This window comes from Mesorhizobium sp. M0491 (assembly GCF_040321265.1).
GTDB lineage: Bacteria > Pseudomonadota > Alphaproteobacteria > Rhizobiales > Rhizobiaceae > Mesorhizobium.
In genome coordinates this window covers 77819-101599 of the sequence record NZ_JAMYRE010000024.1, presented here as the reverse complement: position 1 = coordinate 101599, position 23781 = coordinate 77819, and the positions used below count along the sequence as shown (strand labels likewise).

At 57.2% G+C, this 23781-nt stretch carries 31 protein-coding genes; 10 read left to right on the top strand and 21 right to left on the bottom strand.

What is annotated here, in order from left to right; translation table 11 throughout:
* Window positions 1-86 precede the first annotated feature (86 nt).
* A complete protein-coding gene (locus NKI69_RS26885) occupies window positions 87-461 on the bottom strand; it encodes a hypothetical protein (protein ID WP_031212655.1) in 375 nt (124 codons plus the stop codon).
* Between the two features lie 192 nt (window positions 462-653).
* On the opposite strand from NKI69_RS26885, the gene NKI69_RS26880 reads away from it, so the two are divergent.
* Together NKI69_RS26880 and NKI69_RS26875 are read left to right on the top strand one after the other, a co-directional pair.
* On the top strand, window positions 654-2096 hold the full coding sequence (locus NKI69_RS26880) for a LuxR C-terminal-related transcriptional regulator (protein WP_031212654.1): 1443 nt from the start codon (window positions 654-656) through the stop codon (window positions 2094-2096).
* 561 nt (window positions 2097-2657) lie between these two features.
* Window positions 2658-3380, top strand: coding sequence for a Crp/Fnr family transcriptional regulator (locus NKI69_RS26875; protein WP_352722851.1), 723 nt, complete (start codon window positions 2658-2660; stop codon window positions 3378-3380).
* Window positions 3381-3702: 322 nt separating this feature from the next.
* On the opposite strand, the gene NKI69_RS26870 is transcribed toward NKI69_RS26875, so the two are convergent.
* The gene (locus NKI69_RS26870) at window positions 3703-3990 is read right to left on the bottom strand and encodes a hypothetical protein (protein ID WP_023809622.1); all 288 of its coding nucleotides are present in this window, start codon (window positions 3988-3990) and stop codon (window positions 3703-3705) included.
* Window positions 3987-4172, bottom strand: coding sequence for a hypothetical protein (locus NKI69_RS26865; RefSeq protein WP_245273113.1), 186 nt, complete (start codon window positions 4170-4172; stop codon window positions 3987-3989). The genes NKI69_RS26870 and NKI69_RS26865 overlap by 4 nt, the downstream gene beginning before the upstream one ends.
* Window positions 4173-4339: 167 nt before the next feature.
* Here NKI69_RS26865 and NKI69_RS26860 point away from each other — a divergent pair, with 167 nt between their 5' ends.
* Window positions 4340-4528, top strand: a complete 189-nt coding sequence (locus tag NKI69_RS26860; RefSeq protein ID WP_023809620.1) for a hypothetical protein — start codon at window positions 4340-4342, stop codon at window positions 4526-4528.
* Here NKI69_RS26860 and NKI69_RS26855 read toward each other — a convergent pair.
* Window positions 4525-5244, bottom strand: coding sequence for an SOS response-associated peptidase (locus NKI69_RS26855; protein WP_127291943.1), 720 nt, complete (start codon window positions 5242-5244; stop codon window positions 4525-4527). The genes NKI69_RS26860 and NKI69_RS26855 overlap by 4 nt on opposite strands.
* 80 nt (window positions 5245-5324) lie before the next feature.
* Between NKI69_RS26855 and NKI69_RS26850 the strand changes: the two genes are divergently transcribed.
* Window positions 5325-5558 (top strand): hypothetical protein, encoded by a 234-nt coding sequence (locus tag NKI69_RS26850; protein WP_023809618.1) that lies wholly within the window; start codon window positions 5325-5327, stop codon window positions 5556-5558.
* Window positions 5559-5569: 11 nt separating this feature from the next.
* On the top strand, window positions 5570-5815 hold the full coding sequence (locus NKI69_RS26845; RefSeq protein WP_023809617.1) for a hypothetical protein: 246 nt from the start codon (window positions 5570-5572) through the stop codon (window positions 5813-5815).
* On the opposite strand, the gene NKI69_RS26840 is transcribed toward NKI69_RS26845, so the two are convergent.
* Together NKI69_RS26840 and NKI69_RS26835 are read right to left on the bottom strand one after the other, a co-directional pair.
* Complete coding sequence (locus tag NKI69_RS26840; protein ID WP_023809616.1) at window positions 5812-6039, bottom strand: hypothetical protein; 228 nt, start codon at window positions 6037-6039, stop codon at window positions 5812-5814. The two genes, NKI69_RS26845 and NKI69_RS26840, sit on opposite strands and share 4 nt — an antisense overlap.
* Window positions 6039-6902: an ATP-dependent DNA ligase gene (locus tag NKI69_RS26835; protein WP_352722850.1), complete on the bottom strand. Its 864-nt coding sequence runs from the start codon at window positions 6900-6902 to the stop codon at window positions 6039-6041. Before NKI69_RS26835 ends, NKI69_RS26840 begins: the two co-directional genes overlap by 1 nt.
* Window positions 6903-7013: 111 nt before the next feature.
* Between NKI69_RS26835 and NKI69_RS26830 the strand changes: the two genes are divergently transcribed.
* Window positions 7014-7202 carry a DUF3606 domain-containing protein gene (locus tag NKI69_RS26830; RefSeq protein WP_023809615.1) on the top strand — a complete coding sequence of 63 codons (189 nt, stop codon included), beginning with the start codon at window positions 7014-7016 and terminating at the stop codon, window positions 7200-7202.
* A 489-nt stretch (window positions 7203-7691) separates the two neighbouring features.
* Here the strand turns inward: NKI69_RS26830 and NKI69_RS26825 are convergent, their stop codons facing one another.
* Both NKI69_RS26825 and NKI69_RS26820 read right to left on the bottom strand, forming a co-directional pair.
* Window positions 7692-7865, bottom strand: a complete 174-nt coding sequence (locus tag NKI69_RS26825; protein WP_023809614.1) for a hypothetical protein — start codon at window positions 7863-7865, stop codon at window positions 7692-7694.
* A 407-nt stretch (window positions 7866-8272) separates the two neighbouring features.
* A complete protein-coding gene (locus NKI69_RS26820; protein ID WP_127291957.1) occupies window positions 8273-8572 on the bottom strand; it encodes a hypothetical protein in 300 nt (99 codons plus the stop codon).
* Between the two features lie 1457 nt (window positions 8573-10029).
* On the opposite strand from NKI69_RS26820, the gene NKI69_RS26815 reads away from it, so the two are divergent.
* Window positions 10030-10260, top strand: a complete 231-nt coding sequence (locus NKI69_RS26815; RefSeq protein WP_023809610.1) for a hypothetical protein — start codon at window positions 10030-10032, stop codon at window positions 10258-10260.
* Window positions 10260-10502 (top strand): DUF982 domain-containing protein, encoded by a 243-nt coding sequence (locus NKI69_RS26810; protein ID WP_023809609.1) that lies wholly within the window; start codon window positions 10260-10262, stop codon window positions 10500-10502. Before NKI69_RS26815 ends, NKI69_RS26810 begins: the two co-directional genes overlap by 1 nt.
* Before the next feature lie 460 nt (window positions 10503-10962).
* Here NKI69_RS26810 and NKI69_RS26805 read toward each other — a convergent pair whose 3' ends face one another.
* A complete protein-coding gene (locus NKI69_RS26805; RefSeq protein WP_023809607.1) occupies window positions 10963-11709 on the bottom strand; it encodes a Crp/Fnr family transcriptional regulator in 747 nt (248 codons plus the stop codon).
* 488 nt (window positions 11710-12197) lie between these two features.
* On the opposite strand from NKI69_RS26805, the gene NKI69_RS26800 reads away from it, so the two are divergent.
* A complete protein-coding gene (locus NKI69_RS26800; protein WP_245273111.1) occupies window positions 12198-12548 on the top strand; it encodes a response regulator in 351 nt (116 codons plus the stop codon).
* Window positions 12549-12643: 95 nt separating this feature from the next.
* Here NKI69_RS26800 and NKI69_RS26795 read toward each other — a convergent pair whose 3' ends face one another.
* The 6 genes from NKI69_RS26795 to NKI69_RS26770 all read right to left on the bottom strand — a co-directional run bounded on the left by NKI69_RS26795 (window position 12644) and on the right by NKI69_RS26770 (window position 18268).
* Window positions 12644-12943: a hypothetical protein gene (locus tag NKI69_RS26795; protein WP_127291960.1), complete on the bottom strand. Its 300-nt coding sequence runs from the start codon at window positions 12941-12943 to the stop codon at window positions 12644-12646.
* A 452-nt stretch (window positions 12944-13395) separates the two neighbouring features.
* Window positions 13396-14850 carry a phage terminase large subunit gene (gene terL / locus NKI69_RS26790; RefSeq protein ID WP_127291963.1) on the bottom strand — a complete coding sequence of 485 codons (1455 nt, stop codon included), beginning with the start codon at window positions 14848-14850 and terminating at the stop codon, window positions 13396-13398.
* Window positions 14847-15293, bottom strand: a complete 447-nt coding sequence (locus NKI69_RS26785; RefSeq protein WP_352722849.1) for a DUF5681 domain-containing protein — start codon at window positions 15291-15293, stop codon at window positions 14847-14849. The genes terL and NKI69_RS26785 overlap by 4 nt, the downstream gene beginning before the upstream one ends.
* Window positions 15290-16669: a site-specific DNA-methyltransferase gene (locus tag NKI69_RS26780; protein WP_352442492.1), complete on the bottom strand. Its 1380-nt coding sequence runs from the start codon at window positions 16667-16669 to the stop codon at window positions 15290-15292. Before NKI69_RS26780 ends, NKI69_RS26785 begins: the two co-directional genes overlap by 4 nt.
* 301 nt (window positions 16670-16970) lie before the next feature.
* Window positions 16971-17348 carry a hypothetical protein gene (locus NKI69_RS26775; protein ID WP_127291969.1) on the bottom strand — a complete coding sequence of 126 codons (378 nt, stop codon included), beginning with the start codon at window positions 17346-17348 and terminating at the stop codon, window positions 16971-16973.
* Window positions 17345-18268 carry a hypothetical protein gene (locus tag NKI69_RS26770; RefSeq protein ID WP_127291972.1) on the bottom strand — a complete coding sequence of 308 codons (924 nt, stop codon included), beginning with the start codon at window positions 18266-18268 and terminating at the stop codon, window positions 17345-17347. The genes NKI69_RS26775 and NKI69_RS26770 overlap by 4 nt, the downstream gene beginning before the upstream one ends.
* A 438-nt stretch (window positions 18269-18706) precedes the next feature.
* On the opposite strand from NKI69_RS26770, the gene NKI69_RS26765 reads away from it, so the two are divergent.
* Window positions 18707-19054, top strand: a complete 348-nt coding sequence (locus NKI69_RS26765) for a helix-turn-helix domain-containing protein (protein ID WP_352722848.1) — start codon at window positions 18707-18709, stop codon at window positions 19052-19054.
* Window positions 19055-19604: 550 nt separating this feature from the next.
* Here the strand turns inward: NKI69_RS26765 and NKI69_RS26760 are convergent.
* The 6 genes from NKI69_RS26760 to NKI69_RS26735 all read right to left on the bottom strand — a co-directional run bounded on the left by NKI69_RS26760 (window position 19605) and on the right by NKI69_RS26735 (window position 23777).
* Window positions 19605-20297 carry an amino acid ABC transporter permease gene (locus tag NKI69_RS26760; RefSeq protein WP_023809599.1) on the bottom strand — a complete coding sequence of 231 codons (693 nt, stop codon included), beginning with the start codon at window positions 20295-20297 and terminating at the stop codon, window positions 19605-19607.
* 17 nt (window positions 20298-20314) lie between these two features.
* A complete protein-coding gene (locus tag NKI69_RS26755) occupies window positions 20315-21031 on the bottom strand; it encodes an amino acid ABC transporter permease (RefSeq protein ID WP_023809598.1) in 717 nt (238 codons plus the stop codon).
* Window positions 21032-21097: 66 nt separating this feature from the next.
* On the bottom strand, window positions 21098-21925 hold the full coding sequence (locus tag NKI69_RS26750) for a transporter substrate-binding domain-containing protein (RefSeq protein ID WP_352722847.1): 828 nt from the start codon (window positions 21923-21925) through the stop codon (window positions 21098-21100).
* Window positions 21926-21949: 24 nt separating this feature from the next.
* Window positions 21950-22690 (bottom strand): amino acid ABC transporter ATP-binding protein, encoded by a 741-nt coding sequence (locus NKI69_RS26745; RefSeq protein WP_023809596.1) that lies wholly within the window; start codon window positions 22688-22690, stop codon window positions 21950-21952.
* A 56-nt stretch (window positions 22691-22746) separates the two neighbouring features.
* The gene (locus NKI69_RS26740) at window positions 22747-23310 is read right to left on the bottom strand and encodes a peroxidase-related enzyme (protein WP_023809595.1); all 564 of its coding nucleotides are present in this window, start codon (window positions 23308-23310) and stop codon (window positions 22747-22749) included.
* Window positions 23307-23777 (bottom strand): CMD domain-containing protein, encoded by a 471-nt coding sequence (locus NKI69_RS26735; RefSeq protein ID WP_206535270.1) that lies wholly within the window; start codon window positions 23775-23777, stop codon window positions 23307-23309. The genes NKI69_RS26740 and NKI69_RS26735 overlap by 4 nt, the downstream gene beginning before the upstream one ends.
* Between the last annotated feature and the right edge of the window lie 4 nt (window positions 23778-23781).

Below are 23781 nucleotides of genomic sequence, written 5' to 3'. Positions count from 1 at the left end.
AACCTGCCATTCGTCAACGCCATCCTTCCAACCTGGGGAGAACCGCCGGAAATCAGGCTATCAGATTGCACACCGTCGCGTTGGAGTCATTCATCGCGCCAGTATGGGTGGGAACAGCTGAATTGGCGCGAGCCAACCAGACGGCGTTTGGTCCTCGATATCGTTCTTTGGACCTGCGGATCATTCGCGGTCATGTCGGGTACGACAGTGTAACCCTGATCGACAAGCTGCAGTTTCAGCTCCGCCAGGTGGCGCCTGAATCCGTTTTCAATGTAGCTGCGCGGATACCGCCATCCGTTCCTGCATGCTCGCACGAGAATGTCGGAATACAGTTCAGCGCTGGCAGCTTTCACCGTTTCTTCCGAAGTCAGTTTGCTGTCGGTTTGGGTACCTTCGGACAAGCATGGCCCCGCCGACACCAAAAGCACCAGTAGTACGGTCAAGACAGGCAACTTTGTCATGGAGCCCTCCGTGTTCTAAATCGACCAGGCCTGCCAAGCAACCTAACCTGCCCACCTGCAGAGACTAGGATGCTGACCCGTCGCATGGAATCGTGCAAATGCAGTGTTTTCGATATCGCATCTGTAGTATTTTCATCCTGATGTAAGGCCATCGGGTTCTGGCCACAGGTCGGCAGCAAGGAAAATGGAACGATGCTTCGCCCCGTAGGCAATCCTCTCGCCGGCTTATCGGATCGGGAGTTGATGGTCGCGGCAAAGTTTGCGGAGGGAATGACTTATCGCGAAATTGGCGAAACACTCTTCATAGCGCCTACCACCGTTCGGACCCATCTTTCGGCCATTTATCGGAAGCTCGATGTTCGCAGTAAAGTGGCGCTTGCTGGGTTACTTGCCGATCACCGCCAGCAGGACCGCAGCCATGCACCACCCGGAAGTCTTTCGACCGACGAGCCGGGTCCGCCGGTCCTCGCAGTTCTCCCGTTCGACAATCTAAGCGGAGAAGAACGCTGGACTCGTATCGCTGATGGTTTGTCGGCGGACCTCATAGTTGATCTCTCTCGCTACCGGGACCTTGCGGTGATCGCCCGCCAAACAATGCTTTCCTACAAGGGACGGCGTGTTGACGTGCGAGCTCTCGGACGAGAGTTGAATGCCGACTATGTGATCGAGGGAAGTTTTCAAGTGGACGGGCAGCGGGTGCGCATCCGCGTCCAACTCGTCGACGCCCACACAGGGGTCGATGTCTGGACGATGCGTTACGATCGTTCCGCGAACAACCTGTTTGCGATGCTGGACAGCGTGACCGAAAACGTCATCAATGTCCTTGCAACTTGCCACGGTCAGCTCGCCAATCTGCGACGCGATGCTGCTCGTCGGAAGGCTCCAGCAAGTTTGCAGGCCTATGACTGCTATCTGCTTGGGCTTGAGCAGAAGCACCTTTTCACCCGTGAGTCGAACAAGGAGGCGATACGGCTACTGGCGCGTGCGATCGAACTCGACCCGGGTCTAGCAAGAGCTTGGACCGCGCTGGCACTTGCGCATGCTGTGGAAGCCATCAACGGGTTTACCGACAACCTTTCCGGCTCGATCGAGAGCTGGAGCAAATGTGTCAAGCAAGCGCTGGCGCTCGATCCGGCCGACATTTACGCCCGCATAATGCTTGCCGATCTTCGGGCATTGCAGGGCGATGTCGAAGCTGCTGTCGAAGAACATGACCGAGTGTCGGTGGCTGCTCCAAATGACGCGGACTCACTTGCCTTTCTTGCGGGTAGCCTTGCTCTTGTTGGTAGCGACCCGAAGCGTGGCTACGAACTGGCCAAGCGAGCGGTCCGGCTAAATCCTTATGTTCCTTGGTATTATGGAATGCTTGCGCGATGCAGCTACGTTCTAGGCTTTTACCGTGAATCCCTGGTCGCGCTACGTCAATCTGCGCCAGATTCGCCCGCCACACTTCTGTTTGTGGCAATGGCTCATGCGATGCTCAATGAAACGCCTCAGGTCGCCAGGATCAATTCGCGACTGAAGGACGAGTTCCCGAATTTCACGGCTGAGGTGTTCATCAGAACCTATCCGGTTACCAATCCTGTCGCCACTGCTGCAATCAGAGAAGGCGCCCGTCGTGCGGGTTTGGCATAGCTTCTTCACTCCTGGTCACCTCAGAGGCGCATTGCTCCTCGGCAGCATTGGGGCCGGAAGCTGAATGGCAGCTTCAGCTCTGCAACTCCAAACAGCCGACGCTCAACGATGATCTACATCAGCTTGTAAGAGCCAAGCAACTCACCACTTGACGCGCAAGCCGAGCGAGCCGGTCAGTACATGACTGTCACCGAAGTCTTTGAGGCCCGTCCGGGCGATGGCTTCGCCGAAAGCCGAGAACCTGTCGTCGGCCCAGTTGATCGTGCCGCCAAAACCGAGGCCGCCCCAGAGTTGCTTCCTTCCCGGTGCACATCAAGCCGGCTCGTTGGCCGCTATCGCAAATTGTTGGATTCGTACGAAGCAGAGTTCTGTACGATTCCAACCCTTTAAATTTGTACACCCTGTTTTGTAATTCCGCGGCTGAGGGGACGCCGTGCATCAGTTTGCATTTCACTGTCAATCGCGCGCCAGAGGGCGTAAGTTCGCCAAATCGTCTGCACGTGTTTACGGGCGCGGACGGCAAGGAGATTGGAAAGCTCTTGCCCCAAGTGGGATTGAGCTATGACCAATCCACAGAACGATTCCTATAAAAACGAAGTGCTGCGTCGGCTTAACCCTGGTGACCTGGCGCTTTTGCAGCCACATCTTGAGCCGTGTGCCCTCAAGCTGAAGATGACCTTAGAGAAAGCCGATTCAGAGATCGAGACGGTTTACTTCCTGGAGGACGGCATCGCTTCTGTGGTCGCGACGGCTTCAGGCAAGGAGGCCGAGGTTGGACTTGTCGGTTTTGAGGGAATGACCGGTGCCGCGCTCGTGATGGGCGCTGACTATGCCCCGCATGAATGTTACGTTCAGTCGCCCGGTAGCGCTTTCCGGATCGGAACCGAGCCCTTCAAGGATGCTCTTGCGAACAGCCCAACATTGCGCCTGTTCCTGTTACGCTATGTCCACTACTTCCACATTCAGACCAGCTATACGGCCCTGATCAACGCCAAATCAAACCTTGAAGAGCGTTTGGCGCGTTGGCTTCTGATGTGTGACGATCGGATCCACGGCGAACGCCTTGCGATCACCCATGAGTTTCTCGCCGTCATGCTTGGAGCAAGACGGCCAGGAGTTACCGTTGGGCTTCAAATGCTGGAAGGACGCGGGCTCATCTATTCTCGGCGGGGCGAAGTGCGTATTAGGGACCGCAGCGGCCTTGCGGCCTGCTCAAATGGCACCTACGGCAAGCCAGAGGCCGAATACGTACTGCTCGTTAAGACCATCGCATGCCGGACGTAAACCACTAAATAGCCCTGACGAAGCTATCCGACCAGCACAGCGGCTAGCCTGCCGACGAGTCGCCGTAACACGCCTTATCCTCGAAGCCTCACGTAAGCTCTTGGAGAAAATTGCCAAGCACAATGACTCTACCCAACCGTAGGGAATGGCCGACGGACGCACACACAGGCCTTGGCTTCCGGGACCACACCTTAACTGCGCCTGGAAGAATGGCCATGTGTGTGTTAGGCGGCGGACCTGATGTCTGCTTGGCCAGCGCCGCACAGCCCAACAACTCCACATGCTGCCGGTACGCTCCCATGCCCTGCCGCGCGGCTACCTGTTACTCACCATCGAAAGTCGGCTCCCATTCGCGATTGCGCTTCCGTTGCTGACCCTCGTAATCGGGAATACATGTGAAGAACACCGGTCGATGGTCGCGACCCGCAGCCTTGCAATCCGAGCAGCCAAAAAGCCCGACCAGGTCCCAGTGCATCGATCCGTGATCTGGCCCGAGGCGATCTATCAGCGCATGGATGTCCAGCTTGATGGACTTGCAGCACATAGCATGCCCGCAATTTACATAGAGGCATTCGCGCGCGGCCAACGTATCGGCGAGGGTCTTCGTCATCCTTTGAAGCGCTCGGTATGCCAGGTGATCTTGCCGTCGATCTTCATCGGTTTGTGGATCAGCAGACGCTTCGGCAAGTGCTCTGGATGCACCTCCAGCAGCGTGATCTTGATCTGAGGTTGGCACCGGCTGCAATTGAACTTCAGCGTCTGCGGATCGACGCCGCCGCCGTAGACCATCATCAGGTCGGCCGATCGGCAGTAGCGGACATTGCCGCAGCTGCATTCCGCTTTCACAAGCATGTTGTGCCGGGTCGCTTTGCCCAGCGTGTCGATCGGTTCGTGTGCCATGAGAACAGAAAAGGAACATTTTCCTTGCCCGTCAAGTCTGACTGTGGAATCTTTCTGCCATGAGCGACGAACCAGCGAGACTAGCCGAAGGCATGACGCCGGCACAGCGCGACCACGTGAAGGTGCTTGGCCACACATGTGAGCGTAACGGTTGTGGCAAGGTCGCCGGCTGGGGCTTTGCCCGGCCGCGCAGGGAGTCACATTGGTTCTGCTATGAGCACCGCGGCGACGGCGATCAGTATCTCTAGACGTCGAACAAATCGGTCGGCCCCAAACCGATCTCGTCGATGATGTCGGGCGTGTTGTTGCTTGGTTTCCCGACCTTGCTGTCGATCGGCCACATCTTCATGAGGTCGGATGGATAGGGCTTCATGAGGTCGCGAGGATCTGTTTCCGGCCCGAGCCAGCGCATGTAATCGGCCGGCGCCAGAATAACCGGCATGCGATCATGGATCGTCGCCATCAACGTATTTGGCTCGCAGGTGGCGACAGCGAAGGTCCGGATCAACTCGCCGGTCGCCTTGTCGGCATATTCTTCCCAGATTCCAGCCATGGCAAAAGGATCGTCATCCTTCATGGCGATAGCGTAAGCCTGTTTTTTCTTGCCCGAAGGGTCGAGCTTTTGCCATTCGAAATAGCCGTCGACAGGCACCAGGCAGCGGCGCGCGGCATATGCCTTTCGGAACATGCCATTGCTGGCAATGGTCTCGTAGCGCGCATTGACAGGCGGCGGACGGCCGCCGCCATCGCGCGCCCAGCCGGGAACAAGTCCCCACTTCGCAGAAACGAAACCGGCCATGCTCGTGGAAAGCTCTTCGCGGATAATGATTGGATAGGTCAGGCTGGGCGCACCGTTCCAGATCGGGAACCCGTTGCCCAAGCGCTCGATGTCGCCGGGGTGCGCGAACTCGAAGCGCCGCACCATGTCCGGGATTGTCGATTTTACGAAAACGCGTCCACACATTTTAGGGTCGTCTCATTGACAAGGATCGAGGCCTGCCCAAAATGGGAACAGAGTGAGAACGAGTCAAGGCTGTCGTAGTGATGCCTAAGAAGCAAAAGGACGTGATGCTGCCAGGGGTATCGGGCGTCACAATCGATATCGACGACCGCGACAATCCCAAGGTCTGCCTGGTCGGGCTGTTGACTGATGAGGGGAAGCGATCCTTCACATTAAACGAAAACGGTGCGCGGATGATGGTGAAGGCGATGCACTCGTTTCTCGATCTTCTCGACGGAACTACGTCCGAGACGATGCCCAAAGGCCCCGCCAACTGAGAATGCAGCGCATGATCAATCCACCCAGGAGACAGGACGAATATCAGGACCGGGCAATTGACTGCCAGGAGGCAATGGAGCCCGGATTTCAGGCGATTGTCGATTGCATGATAGAGGCGGGATGGACGCGGGGCGAGATATTGCGGGCATTGAAACGGCTCATCGCCGCCGACAACATGACGCAGAAAGAGAACGCCAGGACGGAAACGCAGCTCGCGATTGCGCGGGCCATGATGCGCGCCGGCAAGCCGCTCTAATGCTCGCTGACGCCGGCCTCATCGACTTCCGCTTCCATCTGCTCACTGACAGGCTTGACCTTGCCGGCGTCGGCCAAAGGATGGTCATCAAAACCCTGCAGCCAAGCGTCGGCCTGTTCTTCCCAATACTCCGGCACTGAGCGCTCCTTACCGTCCTTGCGCGCTTGGGAGCCATACATCCAGGCATAGGTGATGCGCTCCTGATCTTTCTTGGCGACCGCCATTATTCCTCCTCCCGGTAATCGAGCAGCTTCGCGTGGCGTAGTTGCTCCTCACCTTTCAGGAACTTCACGCGGCCGACAAGACCCGGCTTCAGCCATTCCGCCTTGTCTCTCTTCAGGCCTTTCGGCACAGGGCCGCCCACCTTGCCCTGCACGCGGTCCCAGAGGCGCTTGCGTTTGTCGAATTTGAAATTGACGTTGGCGGTGCCGAGAGAGCGGCCGTTGTCAGCCATAAGAACCCTTGCCGCCTGGCCCGGATCACGCTGAACGCCGATGATGTCCATCTCCTTTTCATCGTAGCACTTGATTTTGCGCCAGTTCATCGTCGGGCCGCTGCGATAGAGACTGTCCCGGCGCTTCGAGACGATGCCTTCTTGTCCAGTCTGGTCGGCAAGGTAGTAAACCGCGTCGCCCGTGCCGGGCATCGCCTCGCTGAATTGGATGCGGCCGCCGGCCTCGATCATTCCCTGCAGGATCTCGCGCCGATCCTCGAGCGGCATGCTGCGGAGGTCGTGGCCGTTCAAGTGCAGTAGATCGAACGCAACGAGATAATAATCCTGCGATGGCTCGCTGCTGCTGACGGCCGACTGCAGCGCATGGAAATCGGAGCGTCCAGCCTCATCAACCACGATGGCTTCACCCTCAATGATGAAGTCGTCGGCTTCAATCGCGGCGGCTTGGTCGGCAAGGATCTGGTAGCGTGCAGTCCAGTCGTACCCTCTCCTCGTCAGCACTCGGATGCCGTCTTCGTCCTTGATGATCTGCGTGCGATAGCCGTCGAACTTTATCTCGTGAATCCAGTCGTCACCCTCTGGCGGGTTATCGACAAGCTCCGGCTCCATCGGCTTGATGAACTTCAAACGCATCAACTGACCCACACCCGCGATTCAATCAGCTTTAGCTAAAATAGTTCCAAGAAGGATGAACAATGCGACCCGGTGCGCGTTGCGGATCAACAACCTCTAGGAGCAACACCAATGGCCGACGACAAAAGCAAGCGTGATTTCCGCGACCGCGACCGGGTATCAGGCGACGAAGAATATGAGGTCGGTTATCTCGCCAGCAAGTTTCAGCTTACGATCCCCGAGGTGCGTGAACTTATCAAAAAGCACGGCAACGACCGTGAGACGCTAGAACGAGAAGCAAAAGCGCTGGGCAGTAGATGACCAAGCTATCCGACCTTGGACCACCCATCCCCGGCAGGCAGCACGGCGGCGAGCCAGCCGACGAGCGGGAGAATTTCTACACCTGCCCCACGTGCGGCCAGCAGGTCGACATGCGCGACCTACGCCAAGTCGCTTGGCATGAATTGCCAGGGCACCAGCCCTTGGAACCGGCTCTTTCCACCGGCAGTAGCAGACGTCGGCAGTAGTCGGCACGATCAAGCAGCCGAAGGATCGAGTGAGTGACCGTGCCGACCATGCTGGGCACGAGGGTGGGCCTAATGACCAGGCCCCATATGATACTAGACAATGGCGTCGCTACAATTACGCCTGATGGCCTATGCCGGATAAAGCGGAAGTCGCATGCTCTTGCCGCTGTGCAATTACATGGAACTGGCCTCCAAGTGGCACATTAACCCTACGAGCGGTCGATTCCCAAGGATGTAGCCGCTTAACAGGTCCGCCGCCGGCGCCCCAATAGGCGGCGGACTTCTAATGACGCTCCTTCAAGAATCGGGCTTCACGAAGCAGCGAATTCCAGTCCGTGCCGATAAGCTTGATCAGAGCGCGCGCCTCAGGTTCTGAAATGCCGACTTCTTCAGACAAACGACGGGCAAGCAGTTGCTGATTGCCTTTGTCTACACGCCCATCGCCTTCCTTTTTCATCGGCTCCTCCTTTGGGAAGCCAACTCACGGCATGACCGTTCGTTTCATCGAATAAGAAAAAAGCCCGCCGCCCCATTCACGGCAGCGGCAGGCCGTCCCAGGGATAACGGGACTCGCTGGGGTGTTGGTTTTCCCCTGCTGTCGCGGGCGATGCAAAACAGGTGCCACTAGGGTGAACCAACATGGCACAGATTGCAGGCGGCGATAACATATATGTCGACTAACTAATGTAATGGAACGGCCGTTGGACAAGCAGAGAACCAACTGGCACAGCTTGGACCTTCGCTGCGAAATGCAAGACTATAGTCCTGCTATCAACCCGCCGTGCCGGCCTAGCACGACGGGTTTTTCCAATGCGGCGACATCCTGAGAATCGACCGCTATGCATCAACCTGGGACAGGTCAGGTCAGCAGCCTTCCGTGGTCTTCTTCACCTGGCCAGGAGCAGCCGAGTTAGCATCGGTATCCTGTTGACCTGGCGCGGCCTGCTTGGCGCTACCAGTTTGTTGACCCGGAGCGCAGTCCTTGGCGGAGTTCGAGTTCGTTCCACTCGTGGTGGTCGAATCCGTCCCCTGATCGGTCGTAGTGCTCGGCATTGTCTTGGTTGTCGAGCTCGACGATCCGCCTGTGGTCGTGGTGGTCGATTGCGCAAAGGCGAGGCCAGTTGACAGTGCCATAATGGCTGAAGCGAAAAGAACCTGTTTCATGATCAACTCCATCTCGGAACGTCCCTTCGGTACCGAACTTCGCTGCGAAACGACGGTTCCCAGAAAAATGACTAATCAAGGCGCCCGCCCCGCTTGCGGAGCGATGAGGGGAGGCCAAGCGCGTCGCTGTCATAGAACGAGCGTCCTGAACATCGTCGAGTGAATGGGCTAAACAGCGCGGATCCACACAATTGCGCCGCTGCTATCGGTCTTTCGGGGGAGAGTTCACAGTGCACTGCCTGCGGATTATGGTGGATCTCTCACGCGAAGAAGCGAAGCTTGCCTAAAATTTTAAGCTCGGAGGCACCTCGCGTGTCCTGAATAGCCCGTACCTCGGTGCCGTAGTGGCGCTATGCCCGATGCGTTTTGGTGGGCAGCTCAAATTTCTGCAGAGTCGAGTAAACGACTATCATAGTTAATTGTGGCTGCCGGTGACCCTATGTAATCAGAAGCTCAATGTAGCTTTCCCAGGGAGGACGGTATGTTATATCCAGGTCGGTTTTTGGAGCCGAGCGATATTATGGTGCTTGCCCATGTTTGTCGGACGGTCTGCAAAGAGCGCGGTGTACGTGTTGCTTCGCAGGACGGTGAGCGCATAGCTGCACACGTACTCAGACTGTTTATGAACGGCTTGACTGGTGAGAATGAACTCCTCGATGTTGAGCGGAATTGGGCTCGACGGAGTGGCCTGTCTTTCCAGGAGTTTCCCGTCAACGACGCAGAAATGAGAGATGCCGCCTGATTCAGTTGATTGTTGCAGCCGAAGGCGCCCCACCTGCGATAGGTCGGGTGATCGGGAGCAAACCTTGCCTTTGAGAGTTGGTAGAGCCGTTTCAACGGGCGACTAATCGAATGCTTCTTTCCGCGAATAATGCGATCTCGACGGCCGTTTTGGCTGGCAGAGGCGTCAATGCGGAAGTGTTTGGTGTGGTCGACCTCTCCACTAAAACTGAGGCCAAAATCGGTCCCATCACCTTGGGTATGGCCATTCAGTTGGTGGCCAACGCTTCGGTGCTTGGATACGATGTTCGCGGAGCCATGATCTTCTATGGCGAACCGGGCACCCCGAGTCTAGGGCAAGAGAGTGCGAACGCTTGTGGGCGCAGTTTGGCGGCGCGCTTTGCGACCGTAACCCGACGATCTTTCGGATTACACATCTCGAAGGGGAGCATTCTCCGTCCGGGTAAATGTTTGGCAGATCACCGGCACGACCCTCAATCCGACCAGTGGCCCAGGCTCTCACAGGGCCGAACAAACCGCTAGGAGATACGAAATGCCGACCCTCCGCACGTGTGCTGGCACGATCAAGAGCGCCCAGCAATGCCCTCAAGCGCAAGGCGCAGATCTAAGGGATTGGCGCCCTTCAGAACCTGCTTTGTACGTTTCCGGCCCTTGCCTTTTTCGGAAAGTGCACCACAGAATGGGTCATTGAGGTTCTGTCTCTCTGGGAGGATGGGATGGACATTCAAGCACCTGTTTGGCCTGCGCAGCTAGCGGCCAAGGAGCTGGTTCGCGAGGCCCTGTTGGGCTATCTACCGGGCGACATAATTTCCGTGAAGGCGACCATTGCATTGGTGCGCGAGCGCGGCCGTGACCTTCGTGAAACCGACTGCCAACTAGTCGAAATGATCGTCAATACAGCCTCCATTTGGCAGCTATTCGTCGCGTTCGACGTGCGCGAACCCTGATGCCCCATCGTTGGTTCAACCCGCCTGTCTACGTCAAAACCGACCGACCGGGATTCCGCCTTGGGATCAGCCGTATCGGCACTGCCGCCGAGGAACTATTGAAGTGGTCCAACCGTGGCCCAAAGTGGCGGTCGGCGGCGGAGGCATGTCTGTCTGCGATGGATGGCAAAATGCCGATTGGTGACTTCCGGCTACTGTTCGAGGCTGCGGCCGACCAAGAGGAGATGCTGCTGCCGGATTAACAACGTTATGCGGGTCTGGTAGCTATGGCGGCGGCGAATTGACCAGCGCCTTTAAGGCTTCGGGTTCGCCCTTAGCACGGCCCGCTCAGCCTCTCCACCATGTCAGGTGGCGCCCGCAGAACGGTGACTTTGCGGAATTTCGACGCTATCAGGCGCTCCTAGGCAGTCGTACTTAGAGGTTACCTGGGGCGGCCCTTCGCTTCAGGTCGACAAGATTCAGAACGCTGACGAGATCGCGGGAATACTCCTCGTCAAGATACTCCGCCGGAGCGCCCCACGCGTCTGCTGGCTGCCCAGTGAACACGTCAAACACCGTCCAGGTTTCGTCGGGCTCCTTCCTGAGGTCGTATCTTTGAGAAGTCATGCCGTCGCTATTTTATGTCTGCGGTCGGGTTCGTCAAGCTGTGACCGGCGGATCGCGAAGGGCTTGGCTGAACGGATTATGAGCGAGCCAGCAGGCTCAGAAATCGGCACCTGTTTGCGCAGCCCTTTGGTGCAGATAGGTAGAGTCAAAATCTGCAGCGCGGACGAGCCCTGCCCAGTCGGTCGCATGAAAACGCGAGCCAACGGTGGATATCAGACCGTCGCGTCTAAGTTCCTGAAGCACCCGGTTCACGTGCACGGTGGAAAGCCCAAGTGCGTCGCCAAGTGCAGCCTGCGTGATCGGAAGGTGGGCCACACGATCCTCAATGCGGCCCACGGAGTGCAGGCGGACTATCAGTTCGCAAAGAAGGTGAGCCATACGAGCATAGGCGTCGCGTCTCCCGACGTTGGTGACCCACTCTCGATAAATCGCCGCATCGATCACCGTCGAGCGCCAAAACACTCTCGTTATCGAAGGGTGCTGGTCGCAAATATCGTGAAGAGCGTCATGCCGCATGAAGCCCACCCGCGTCGGCATGAAAGGTGTGAAAGTGGAATCCATGACCGACAAATGCAAACCATGCAGGTCGGGAATGTCGCCCGGAACAAAAAAGGAGGAAATCTGACGCTTGCCGTCGCCGGTTAGTTTGGTCGAGCCTATCAAGCCGTCCAGAACGACGAAGGAAAGGGTCGGTTTGTCGCCCTCGCGCAGAATGTCTTCGTTGGCATGATATTCCTTCTCCTGAATCGAGATGTTCCCCAAGAGCGCAATATCTGACGGTGCGAGTTCCGAGATGGTCTGGAGCTTGCGGATTAAAATGTTCGAAGAGGGAGCCTGTGCCATCAAGAACCTGTTTGGGGTTGGCCCTAACTTGCTGGGGGCGCTAATGTTCTCGAGGGCGGCATGGTTGGTGACCTTAGATTGTGCTTGATGCCTTTGGCCTCCCGCATCAGGGAGGACCAATTCGCTCCTAGAAGCGATATCAACTCCAGGGCTTGCGCCTCTGTGATGTCTCTCTCCGATAAGCCTTGGGACAAGGCGACGCTCGAGTCAGACCTCAAATCGTGCTCCCCTATGACCTACCACTCAGAACCCTCCAAACTATAACATATGTTTATAAGTTCCTATCTAAATGACTGTTTTGCGTGAGGCTCCTCCCTTTCGGCTGCGCCCTCCGAGTCCCAGCCCGCTTTCGCCGCATTAACATATGTTATTGTCTAAGGAGCATTTTCGGGCCTGCGGCCGTTGAATTGCCGAGGAATACTCAGGGAGGCATACCTTTCAATGCCGTCGGTTTCCGTACTGGTTGTGGAGATGAAAGCATCATTCTCTTGGACATCGAAAGCTCCCTCCGGGAGGCCGGGTTTGAGGTGATTCCCGTCTCAAAGGGCCTTGAAGCCATTGCAATTTTTGATCGTGAGCCGGAGCGAGTTGCGGCTCTGCTCACAGATATCAGGCTTGGAGACGGCCGAACCGGGTGGGATGTGGCCAGACACCTCCGAACCGTCAATCCCACTATGCCAGTGATATACATGAGCGGCGATGGCGCGGACGACTGGCCGTCGCTTGGAGTGCCCAACAGCCTGATGATCACCAAGCCGTTTGTTATGCCGCAGATCATTATCGGGCTGGCAACTCTCCTCAATCAAGAGAGCGTGAAGCAGCTACCTGCCTCAGAATAGCTGCGAGGTGGTAGCTGGTTAGTCATAGGGTCTTCGCGCAGCCGCGTCGGTCAGGCGTATCGGTACGGCCGTAGCTTTCATGGCCAACTCGAAGTCTATGCCAGGCTGTTCAGCAAATCCGAGCCAGGTCGGGCGCCCTGATAGTAGGCCAGCCGACCGACACTGCGATGCATTGCCAAGGCCTCCCGAAATGTGCGGCACATTCGAACGGCAAGCCAAAGATCGCCTTCGTCCATGTGGCCTTCTTGAAAGTGACGGATCACCGCCGGAGCGATGTGCTCTGCTTCTTCGCTCGTATGGTCGAAATTTCGCTCGGAACAAAGCCGCTCGAAGACCCGTTTGCAGGTCTGCAAATCATCGGGGGAAAGGTTTGGGTGATCGAGTCGGTTCAACATCAAGCGCCTCAAAACGCAACGTGCAAGAACGTTCCCTCAGAACCGATTTAGAGATTGCAAGGGGCGCGAGTCAATGAATGGTTAAGGACGTACATTTCGGGTTTTGTCTCGGTTTGAAATACAGAAAATCGACGGCGGCGTTGCGGGCGTCTCAAAACCCCGAACGCTTCGAAGGTCGTAACTGATGGTGTGGGCGCCCGAAAACAATGGCAACGAACCCTCCGGGTGCAGATCGCGGCGGCTGTCCTGACCGTAGCCTTTCGCGCTCTGCTACAAGCTGCGATCATTGAGCCGACAACCTCAGTATCTCGGATCGTCTAGCGGCATCGGCGTGCTACATCGTCCGTTCGCTTTAATGTCCGCTCCTCGGATGCGGCCGGGTTCTGCTCAACGTCGTTATGTGGGCGCAAAGCTGACATTTCGCGAAAGCGCCCAGATTTTGGAGCAGGACTTCAAAATTTGCCGATATAGAACCTTCCCGTAGGCTTGTCGTCTTTCATCCAGATCAGCGCCTGCGTCATGGAATCGACTTGGTCGTCGTGCCTGCCATGCGGAAATGCGAGCACCTCAAGCAGGAAGTCATCTCTCCAATGTGCGTCTTTCGGAAGATTGACGTTGCCGTTTTCGATCATCGCGGCAACGCGTGACAGCCGACTTTCCTTGTCGGTTCTGGCTTTTACCGGCGTCGTGCTGATGTCTTGGCTTTCCAAGTCGGCGATGAGGCTTGAGCCAGAGCCGGCATCTTCAATGAGGATGATGTCAGGGTCGTGCTCCAAAAGGGAGTTTTTGACGGACTTGATGAGGTCTGGATAAGCTGCCCTGACGCGCACGAGATCAAGGAGATAATAGTTGTTGTCATCCTTGGCCCATGTCGTTCCGACGGAGTAATCGCTGGAGGGGTCGCCCTTAAGGGCGGTGTCCCAGCTTTGAACGATGGTCATCGACCGACGGTCGAACTGATGCGGATCGTAGTCGCGAAACCACACCCTCTTGACCATGTTGCCGTCCGGTGGGGCAGGGGATTGTTGGTACTGCGCGGAAAAGTTGAGCGATCCTAATAGGCGCTTTAGACCGTCCAGTTCCGCGTGTCCCAGACGCGCGGGGTGGAGCAAGTCGCCAAACTTGCGATCGTGCCAGCGATTTACACTTGTCTGGACGCGTTCGTCCTGCTCGGCAATCGCCGACAGGTTCAAATGCTCCCAGCCGCCAGTCTCCAGAAGCACGCCTGCCAGGTCGTCGACATGCAATCTTTGCATGACAAGGACGACGGCACCGGCAGCGGGATTGTCGAAGCGCGACATCAATGTCGTGCGAACCCAGTCGGCGCACCTATTGCGAGCCGATTCCGAATGCGCTTCATCTGCCTTCAAGGGGTCATCGATAATGATGATGTCGCCACCGCGGCCGGTTAGCTGACCACCGGTCGAGGTCGCCAGGCGCCCACCGCCGAGCGTGGTCTGCAGCTCATTTTCAGTGTTCTTGCGCGGGCTAACCTTGAAGGTCGGAAACATCGACCGGTACCAGGCGGTGTTGACGACTGTTCGAAAGTCGTTGGCGTGCTTGACCGCAAGAGGTTGAGCATAAGAGACGCAGATCATTTTCTTCGACGGATCGCGGCCAAGAATCCATGCCGGGAACGCGACCGAGCTGGTGACCGACTTCAACGATCGCGGTGGCATCGTAATGATCAAGCGCTTGCACTTGCCCGCTGAGACGCGCTCGAGCTGATGCGCAATCGCTCGGATGTGCCAGTTGGGCAAATACTTGGCACCTGGATCGACAGCGGAGAAAGCCAGCGCCACGAAGGTCGCCAAGTCATCGCGGGCCGCGCCCAACAGCAGCTGAAGGGCAGTCGGTGCAACGGGCGAGGAGGATGGTCGGCCCGGTAGGGGGAGTGGAGCGTTCATTCCTCGTCTCCCTCGTCGCCGGTCTTGGAACGGGTCTCGGTATCATTCTCTGGCGAGTCCTTGTGGTCGAGATAATCCCGCATCATGTCGACCATTGTTTGCGGATCGAACACGTCGACCTCTGCATCGGGTTGCCGGCTTTCCTCAAGTTCGGCACAACGGGATGCGAGCTGAAGAGCATGGGCCGCCGACCGGAAATCGCCTGAAAGCGCATTGTTGCGCATTTTGAGGAGGATGGCCTCGAGTGCCGTCACCGTCGTCGTCCTGCTATTCTGCTGGATTTGGATCGGCCCAAAGAGCGTCTCACGTACAATAGTGTTCATGTTTTTTTTGCCTTTCGGTCGCCCTTTCGGATTGCCTGACATTCCTTTCTGGAACCGGGTTTCAGTTGGAGGCTTGCCGTAGCCTATCGAGTAGTCGGCAGGTTTCTTTCTCCGTGTCACAGCAGGCCTCCCACAGTTTCAGGCGCCGGGGTCGCGGACGCTGTTTTGGCGCGTGCGTCGGAAGATTCGAGGCTTCCACGCTGCTCGCACAGTTCCTCGAACGTCTCGCCCGTGGTGGCGAGCGTTGCCTGCTTGCCCGTATGCCTTTCGAAGCGGCGGATGATCAGATCGCAATAGTGAGGATCGATCTCGATAAGGCGTGCATGGCGCCCTGTCTTGTGCGACGCGAGTAGCGTGGTCCCCGAGCCGCCAAATGGGTCCAGCACGACGTCGCCGCGGCGGCTGACGTCCAGCAGTGCGTCGGCAACCAGAGCGACAGGTTTGACGGTCGGATGGGCTTCGAGCTCTTCCATCCGCGTCGTGCCAAAGCTGTTGGCGCCGCGGTAGGTCCAGACATTGCTGCGGTGACGTCCGTGTTTGCCGAGTTCGACGTTGTTGCGATGCGGCTCTTTCCCGTTTTTGAACACCAGCACCAGCTCGTGCTGAGAGCGGTAGAGGCTGCCCATGCCGGCATTAGTCTTATTCCAGACGCACAGATTGAGCAGATCGCCGAACGTCTGTTTACCCGCCAATGTGGTCTCTGCGATATGACGCCAATCCATGCACACGAAGGCGATAGCGCCCGGCTTGCTCGACCCAGCAATCAGTGAGAACGACTGTTCCAGGAACCTTGCGAACTCATCGTCGGACATCTCGCCGGATGCCATTGCAAATTCCCGGTGGCTTGTCTTGCCAAGACCACTGACGTGTCCGCCGATCGGAACATTGTAGGGCGGGTCTGTAAAACAGACGGATGCCTTCTCGCCCTGCATCAGCATATCGAAATGCTCTGCCGAAAGCGCGTTGCCGCAAAGCAGTCGATGATCGCCAAGTAGGAATAGATCGCCAGGCCGTGTTACTGCTGGCCCCGCCGATTGCTCCAGATGTTCCGCTTCGTCCCCTTCGGCTTCATCATCCTGATTGTCCGGCGAGAACTCGCTGATGATCAGATCGACCTCTGGGATGTCGAAGCCGGTGAGGCTCACATCGAAGTCGAGATCGACCAGCGCCTGCAACTCGATGGCCAGGATCTGCTTGTCCCAGCCGGCCTTCTCGGCGATCCGATTATCGGCGAGGATGTAAGCGCGCTTCTGCGCCTCACTGAGATGGTTGATCGAGAGGGTTGGAACGTTCTTCCATCCCAGCAGGCGCGCTGCTGAGAGTCGGCCATGGCCGGCAAGGACGTTGTTCTTCTCGTCGACCAGGACCGGATTGGTGAAGCCGAATTTTTCGATGCTGTCGGCAATTTGTCGGATTTGTTTCTTGGAATGGGTGCGAGCGTTGTTGCGGTAAGGGGTGAGTGCGTGGATCGAAACTGTGGTGATGTTGGTGGCCATGAGATCCTCTGAATGCCAGCCCAGGAACGACCGACATCGGTATGTTCCTGAGAATTACCCAGAGAATAGCGACCATTGACTTGGCGCAAAATACCAAATCTTCGGATCCATCGAACGAAACTTGAACTAAATGCATTTTTCTTTGTGTTATCACGACTTGAGATTGCAACAAAATATTTTGTCGCTCGGCAAAAGTGATGCCGAAGGCCGACAAAATATTTTGTTGGCCTATATCTAGGCCGAGCCAATACATGCTTTTTCAGCGACCTCAGCGTCGCAAGCTGATTCGCAAAATGCTGAGCTAAAGGGCCTCCTGTTTGAGCCGCAGAGCCAATGCCTTGGCCTCTTCCGGCGTCAGTTGATTGAGAGCCACACGAAGCGCTTCACACAGTTCGTCGAGAATTGGGTCATTGTCTTCTGATCCGGTATGGCGATGGGCGCGTTGCTGGAAGAACAGGCTGAGCCAAAGGTCGAGCGCGCTGCCTTGCCATTTGCCCGTCTTGCGAGCTTGCCCCGACATTGCGATGGCAAGGCCGGCTAGAGCGTCCATTCCTCCGGCGACCTCGTACCCGTTGAGGAAATGGGCGAAGCGGCCGGATTGATCCCACTTAAGGGGCGCGGGCATGGTTGAGAAGTCGCCCTCCAGGGCCAGCCGTTCCCATTTGAGCAGCCTTGTCATTCGGCAGCCTCCGCCATCAGGCTGAGCCTTGGGCGGATCAACGAAACAAAGCGATTAGCCGCATGGCAGAGCCAGTCGAGCTGCTGGCCTTCGTCTGCGAAGTCTGACCTTGGCCTAAACACGCCCAACTCCGCATGAAATGGCCTGTCCGATTTCAGCCGCGCGACCAAATCAAGGCCGGTTTCTCCGCGCAATTCTGCAATGTCGTTGTGGAATTCATCAAAGAGAGCCTGACCATCCTCTTCGCGGAAGGTCAGGAACAGGCCGACTTCGGCTCTGCTGCCAGTCGACCGAAAGGCAGTCAGCCATCCTAGCGGGTCGGGCAGGGGAACTCTCACCCAATTGTCGCCGCCGTGGCGTGGTGCCAGTTGGTCTGCGTGGTCGAACTGTACCTCATCAATGAACCGCTGCCAGAATGCACGGTTGATGCCCCGCCGGTTTACTCGGTCGGGATCGACAACATTCTCCATGGTGTCAGCGGGCGGGGCGCTGATAGGTTCTGGCGTTTCCAAATAGAGCGGCATACCGGCGAGGTCGACCAAAACTCTCTGCTGCAGGACTTCGGTCCGCAGCGGCACCGTAGGCATAACGATAATATTTCCAGAAGTCGTTTGCCAAATCTGGATTTCAAGTAGCGCGAGTTGGGCTAGTCCGCCGCCCTGCGCGTTGAGGTGCTCGGCAATCGCGTGAGTGTCCGATCGGATGCCGTCACCGGCAATGATGAGCTGAAAATCTCCGAGTCTTAGCGATCGTGTTACCGCATCGACGAACGGAGCTTCTTCCAGGTCTGGCCACCGAAGCTTCGCCGCGGCGAAGATCGGGTTGGGATCAACCAAGGTCAGCTTGCGCCTCAAGGTCGAGGATAGATCGCCAAAACTCCAGTGTCGTAGCAAAGCGGCATATTCGAGGATCTGCGCCAACACTTCTCGTCGTGCTTGGGGATTTCGCCAAAGCTTGCACTCGATGACGACCAGCCGGCCACTTCTGCTAACGCCCAGGAGGTCCGCAAATACTGTCCCGCCCGCGCGAGGCAGAGGGAGTTCGCAGCATAGGGGAACGATATCTCCAAGGCCGTGATCGCGGTCGGCGACGATGAGTTCGGGATGTCGAAATAGAAGATCGCGAAGCCAGCGCTCGTCATAAGCCGGCGCTGAGACGCTGGTGGGAGACTCTCCGACGCTCGGTGCATTGCGCACCAGAGGGTGTCGACGCAGCGGCGTGGCAATGTCTTGCAGGGATGATAGGAGCAATGCACTCATTCGGGTATGACGCTCTTTCTGAAAGGATGTGCCGGCTTCACACTGGACGCGGTCACCGCTGGTTCGGTGATGTTTCTGACGTGACTTGAAGTAAACTTCATGATGATGACCAATGCTGAAGCTGACTTCGTTGTCAACGAGAAATGCCGAAGTCACGCTTCAAGTATGAGCGACTCTTTAAAGCAGGCTATAGGTGCGCGAGTTCAGGCTGCGCGGCGCGGGGCGAAGCTGAGCCAGGAAGTGTTGGCTGACCGTGTTGGGCGCACCCCTGAGAGCATTTCCAATATCGAACGCGGCAAACAGCTACCCAGCATTGAGACGCTTGCCGAGTTAGCGCGCATCCTCAAGATGCCATTGATGGACTTTTTTGATGGTCTGGAAAAGACACGCCCGCTTTCGCGCGAGCGGGCGGAACTTGAGGCCGAGCTCCTCGAGACGGCGCGCTAACTGACACCTCGGCTTATCAAAGTTGCGGTGGAGCAGGTCAAGGCGCTGAGGCAGTTGGGCTGACGTTGACAACGGGCCTGGTGCCAGCGCCCGATGTTCTACACGGGATTTTGGGTAGCAAGGGTTGGGGGAATCTTTGGCGCGTGGCTGCGGTTGGCGTTGACACCCAATTTATCGGCGCTGTCGATGTCATTAGCGTCACGCGCAAGATCGTAAGGGCGACGCTGATCGCAATCATACTTTAGACTGCGGGCGGGCTCGTTGTCGTCCAAAGCCCGGCGCCCGCTAAGGGGAAGCCCTCCAGACGGGGGAGAACCCACCTCAACAAATATGTGTCATCTGCAGCTGCCGATAGAGAATGCAAGTCGGCATGCAAGCTCAGTCTATTTGCCCACGCTCCAGGCGGCATGGGGTCGACCGGCAGGCACTCAAAATCATCGATACATACATCGGCTACTTGGGCTTCTCCTCGGGCTTTTCATGGCCAACAGAATTGCCTCCAAGGTACGGCTCGATATCCGAAGCTTGACGATTCTATCCCACATCCACCTCATGTCCGCACCCTCAGCGCCTGCTCCAGCCTGTCGGCAATCTGTGTGACGATATAGGCAATCACCATATAGATCACGACGGCAATCACGAAGGCTTCGAGGTAGTAGTAGTTCAGCGCGGCGGTCAACTGGGACTGGGCGAAGATATCGACAACCTCGATGGCGAATCCGAGAGAAAGGGCCTTCATGATGACCATCATCGAAGTCGTCAGGTCAGGAATTGCCGTGAGGGCCACCTGGGGAAATAGGATACGTCGGAACAGTTGGCCGCCCGTATAGCCCAGCGAATGGGCTGCGTCCGACTGACCGGTGTCGAATGCATTCAGGGCTCCCTTGATAATCTCCGATTGGAACGCGGCGACACAGCCGGTAATCGCAACTACAAGGATGACCCAATTGGGGGTTTCGTGGGCGTTGAAGTTGATACCAAGCAATGAGAATAGGAACTGGAATGCGGGCGGCAGACCGAAATAGGCGAGGAAAATAACGATGACCATCGGAACGCCCTTGAAGACGATCTTGTAAGTCATGATGAGCTCTCGCAGCACCGGTACCCGTCTGTATTCGATAAGTGCGAATATGCTGCCGACTATCGTCGACAGGACGAAAATCATGAGCGCCATTCCAATCGTCACGGGTACGGCACTCAGAATTTCCTGCGTGTCCTGGAGCAAAATATCGGTATCAAACATGGTTGAATACCCTTACGTCAGACGCTCGCGAGGAGCTGGTTCTTGATCGGGGTTGTTGGCGTCGCCTCAGGCGCTTGCATCGGTGATCGAAGCTCGAAGAAGCGCACGATGAGCCATGCGACCAGGCACATCAGCGAATAGATGACCGCCAGGACGAGATAGGTTTCGAACTGGAATTGGTTGTAGTCTCGCTCCATGATCAGATGCGCAGTCGCCATGACGTCGGCCGCCCCGATGTACATGACCAGCGCAACGTTATGGATCAGGTAGATGACGGAGTTCCCATAGCCCGGCAAAGCGAAGTGCACCGCTTGCGGGCCGACGACGCGAGTAATTTTCTGTCGGAACGTATATCCAAGGCTGTCGGCCGCATCGTGCTGGCCGCGATCGACGGCCAGGTATGCAGGCCGCATGACTTCCGACAGATAGCCGCCGTGGTAGAGGCTCAACCCCACCATGGCAGCCATCGTCGCCGAAATAAAATCTTTGGCGCCGAACAGGATCACCAACAGCGGAAGCCCATAAAACGCGACGAACAACTGCAGTACGACAGGAACGCTCCGGGCATAGGACACGTAGAGGTCCACCAGGTGACTGATGACTGGCACCCTGCGGACCCGGAGGGTTGTCGCGATGAGAGCCAGGCAGAACCCGGAAATGAGGGCTGTAAACGTGATGGCGAGCGTCAGCGGCAGTGCCGAGAGCAACTCGGGAATCATAGCAGATACATCCACTTTGAACGCTCCTTCTTGCAATTCAGCCTTGCCGCTGACTAGCGAATATGGTCGCCGACGGCCGTGCTATTTCATGTACTGGACGATGCCCTCGCCGAACCACTTCTGCGAGAGCTTTTCGATCGTGCCGTCGTCTTTCAATTCCTTGAGAACCTTGTTCACATCGTCGGCCAGAACCTTGTTCTCGTCAGATCGGTGGATCAGCATGTAGGTGTTGTTGCTGAACACTGGCTCGGACGCCACGATATCGAGTTTCTTTTGCTCGATGACGGTCTGCTCACCGAGATTCGACGGCAGGACGAGAGCGTCGAACTTGCCGTTCTGAACTTCGTCCAGCCGGTTCGGGTAGGGGATACCGGCACTCGATGCCGTGACATCGAGCTTGTATTCCGGGTTTTCTTTCTGCCAATTCATGATGAACTTGTAGGTTCCACCGCCGGCCGTGGTCGGAACGATCCTCTTGCCGACCAGGTCTTTCATTTCCTTAATGCCGCTGTCTTTCTTGCTGTAAATCTTCATCAGGCTGGCGCCCATGGGATTTTCCGGAATGAGGAACTGCTTGGAGCGTTCGGGCGACTTGTAGTAGCCACCGACCGCGACGTCGTACTTGCCCGTGGCGAGGCCGGTTTCCTGGGCAATGTCGGAGACGCCTTCCATTTCGAACTTATACTGCGGCAGCTTTGCGTTGATCGCCTTCAGAAGATCGGGCTCATAGCCTTGCGGCTCGACGCCGATCGCGCCCCATGCCAGCGGCTTGGATTCGGCAGAGGTGGCGATCTTGATCGTCCGAACGGTCTGGCCATGGCTGATCCCCGCTGTTGCAAGGGCAATTGCGATGCCGCCAGCGATGGCCAGGGCATAGCGGCGAGAAAAACTGGATGTGATTGCAGACATTTCTTAGGTTCCCTTCTTGTTGAGCTATTGAAAAGCGAGTTCCGACTGCAGGAATTGGGCAAGTCGCGGGCTGGAAGGTGCATCGAAGATTTCAGCCGGGCTGCCATCGGCGGCAACCACGCCACGATCCATGAAGACAATCCGGTTGGAGATGTTCTTTGCGAATTGCATCTCGTGGGTCACAAGCAGCGAAGTGATCCCTGACGAGGTGACATCCTTGATCACCTTTAGAACTTCACCGACGAGCTCGGGATCCAGCGATGACGTAGGCTCATCGAAGAGTATCACGTCGGGGCGAACCGCCAGGGCGCGCGCGATGCCGGTGCGCTGGAGCTGGCCGCCCGACAGTTGGGAGGGATAGCTATCTCGCTTCGGGGTGAGGCCGACCCGCTCGAGCTCCCGCAAGGCGATCTCCCGCGCCTCATCTGCGGACTTGCGCTGCACGATCACCAGGGGATCCATCACGTTCTGCAGGACCGTCATGTTCTTGAAGACGTTGAATTGCTGAAAGACCATCGCCGTTCGCAACCGGATCGCCTGGACAGCGGTCTTGTCGGCACGCTGGTAATCCATCCGAATCTGATCGAACGCGATGGTTCCTGAGGACGGCTTGGCAAGGTAGTTGATGCATTTCAGCAACGTGGTCTTGCCGGTGCCGCTGGGGCCGATGATCGACACCACGTCACCCCGCTTTACCGAGAGATTGACGCCGTTCAGAACCTGCGTGCTTCCGTAGGACAGCTTTATATCTTTGAGTTCAAGCATTCTGGTTGGTGCCCTTCACAGTGTGGGACGGAGTGCCTTGACCGCATGCGACATCATCACCCGCTCTCCGCATGGCCGAGAACGTGCATCAGCCGGTTTGCCCAGCCGAAGATCGATATGGCGTGGATCAGATCGATGATCTCGCGGTCATCCATGCCAACTGATCGAAGCGCGGCGATGTCGTCTGCCGTCGCTTCCGACGGCGCCGCCGACAGGCGGCGGGCAAAGCTGTAGATTGCCGCATCGCGTTGGCCGAGCGCTTCAGGTTTGTCGAGATAAAGTGCGGTGACCACTTGGTCGCTCTTGGTCAACTCCGCATGCCGGCGGGCGTGGACAACGGCACAGAATTTGCAGCCATTGACGATCGAGGCCCCCAATGCGCCAAGTTCGCGGTCGGGACGGGCGAGCCCGCCTTCGACATACATGATTGCGTTGAACAGAACCGTGCGGGCAAGATAGCTCTCTGGGTCATGCGCAAGGGTGCGCACATATTCCGAAACTTTCTTGGCCGAAGGCGTAACCTTCATCGCTTCAAGCTGTTCCGGCGTGGCTTCGGATAGCTTGACCGGCGCGATGTATGGCTGCCAGTTCAGCGGCTTCAGGCGCACCGAGGAAATCATGCCGACCTCATCAATCGCAAGCCGGTCGCTACCCGCGTCTGGAAGTTGACGAAGGCAATCAGTTCGGAGAGCGCGACGATCTGAGGATTGCTCAATCCGGCCTGGGCGAGCAGGGCGATGTCGCTCGCCTCGGCCTTTTTTGGCGTCACCGTGACCAGGTCGGCGTGCCGGGCGATAGTCGCCAATGGTTCTTCCAGAGCCGTCTCGCCCTGGGCTACAGCCAGAAGCTGCTCTGTAGGATCAAGCTGATCCAGCTGAACATCATATTCGGCCACCAGGACCGGATCGGCATTCAGGGCGGCCATGCGACGGGCAAGAGCAACACGCAAATTCGGCGCCAGCCCCTGATCGTTTGCCGGGTGCAGCACCGAGAGGCGACATTCCTCGGCCCCTCGCACGAATTCGGGCCGAAACCGCCGTGCAGCGAAAAGGGCATCGTCCGGTGAAAGACCCGCTGCCTTGTCCATTGCG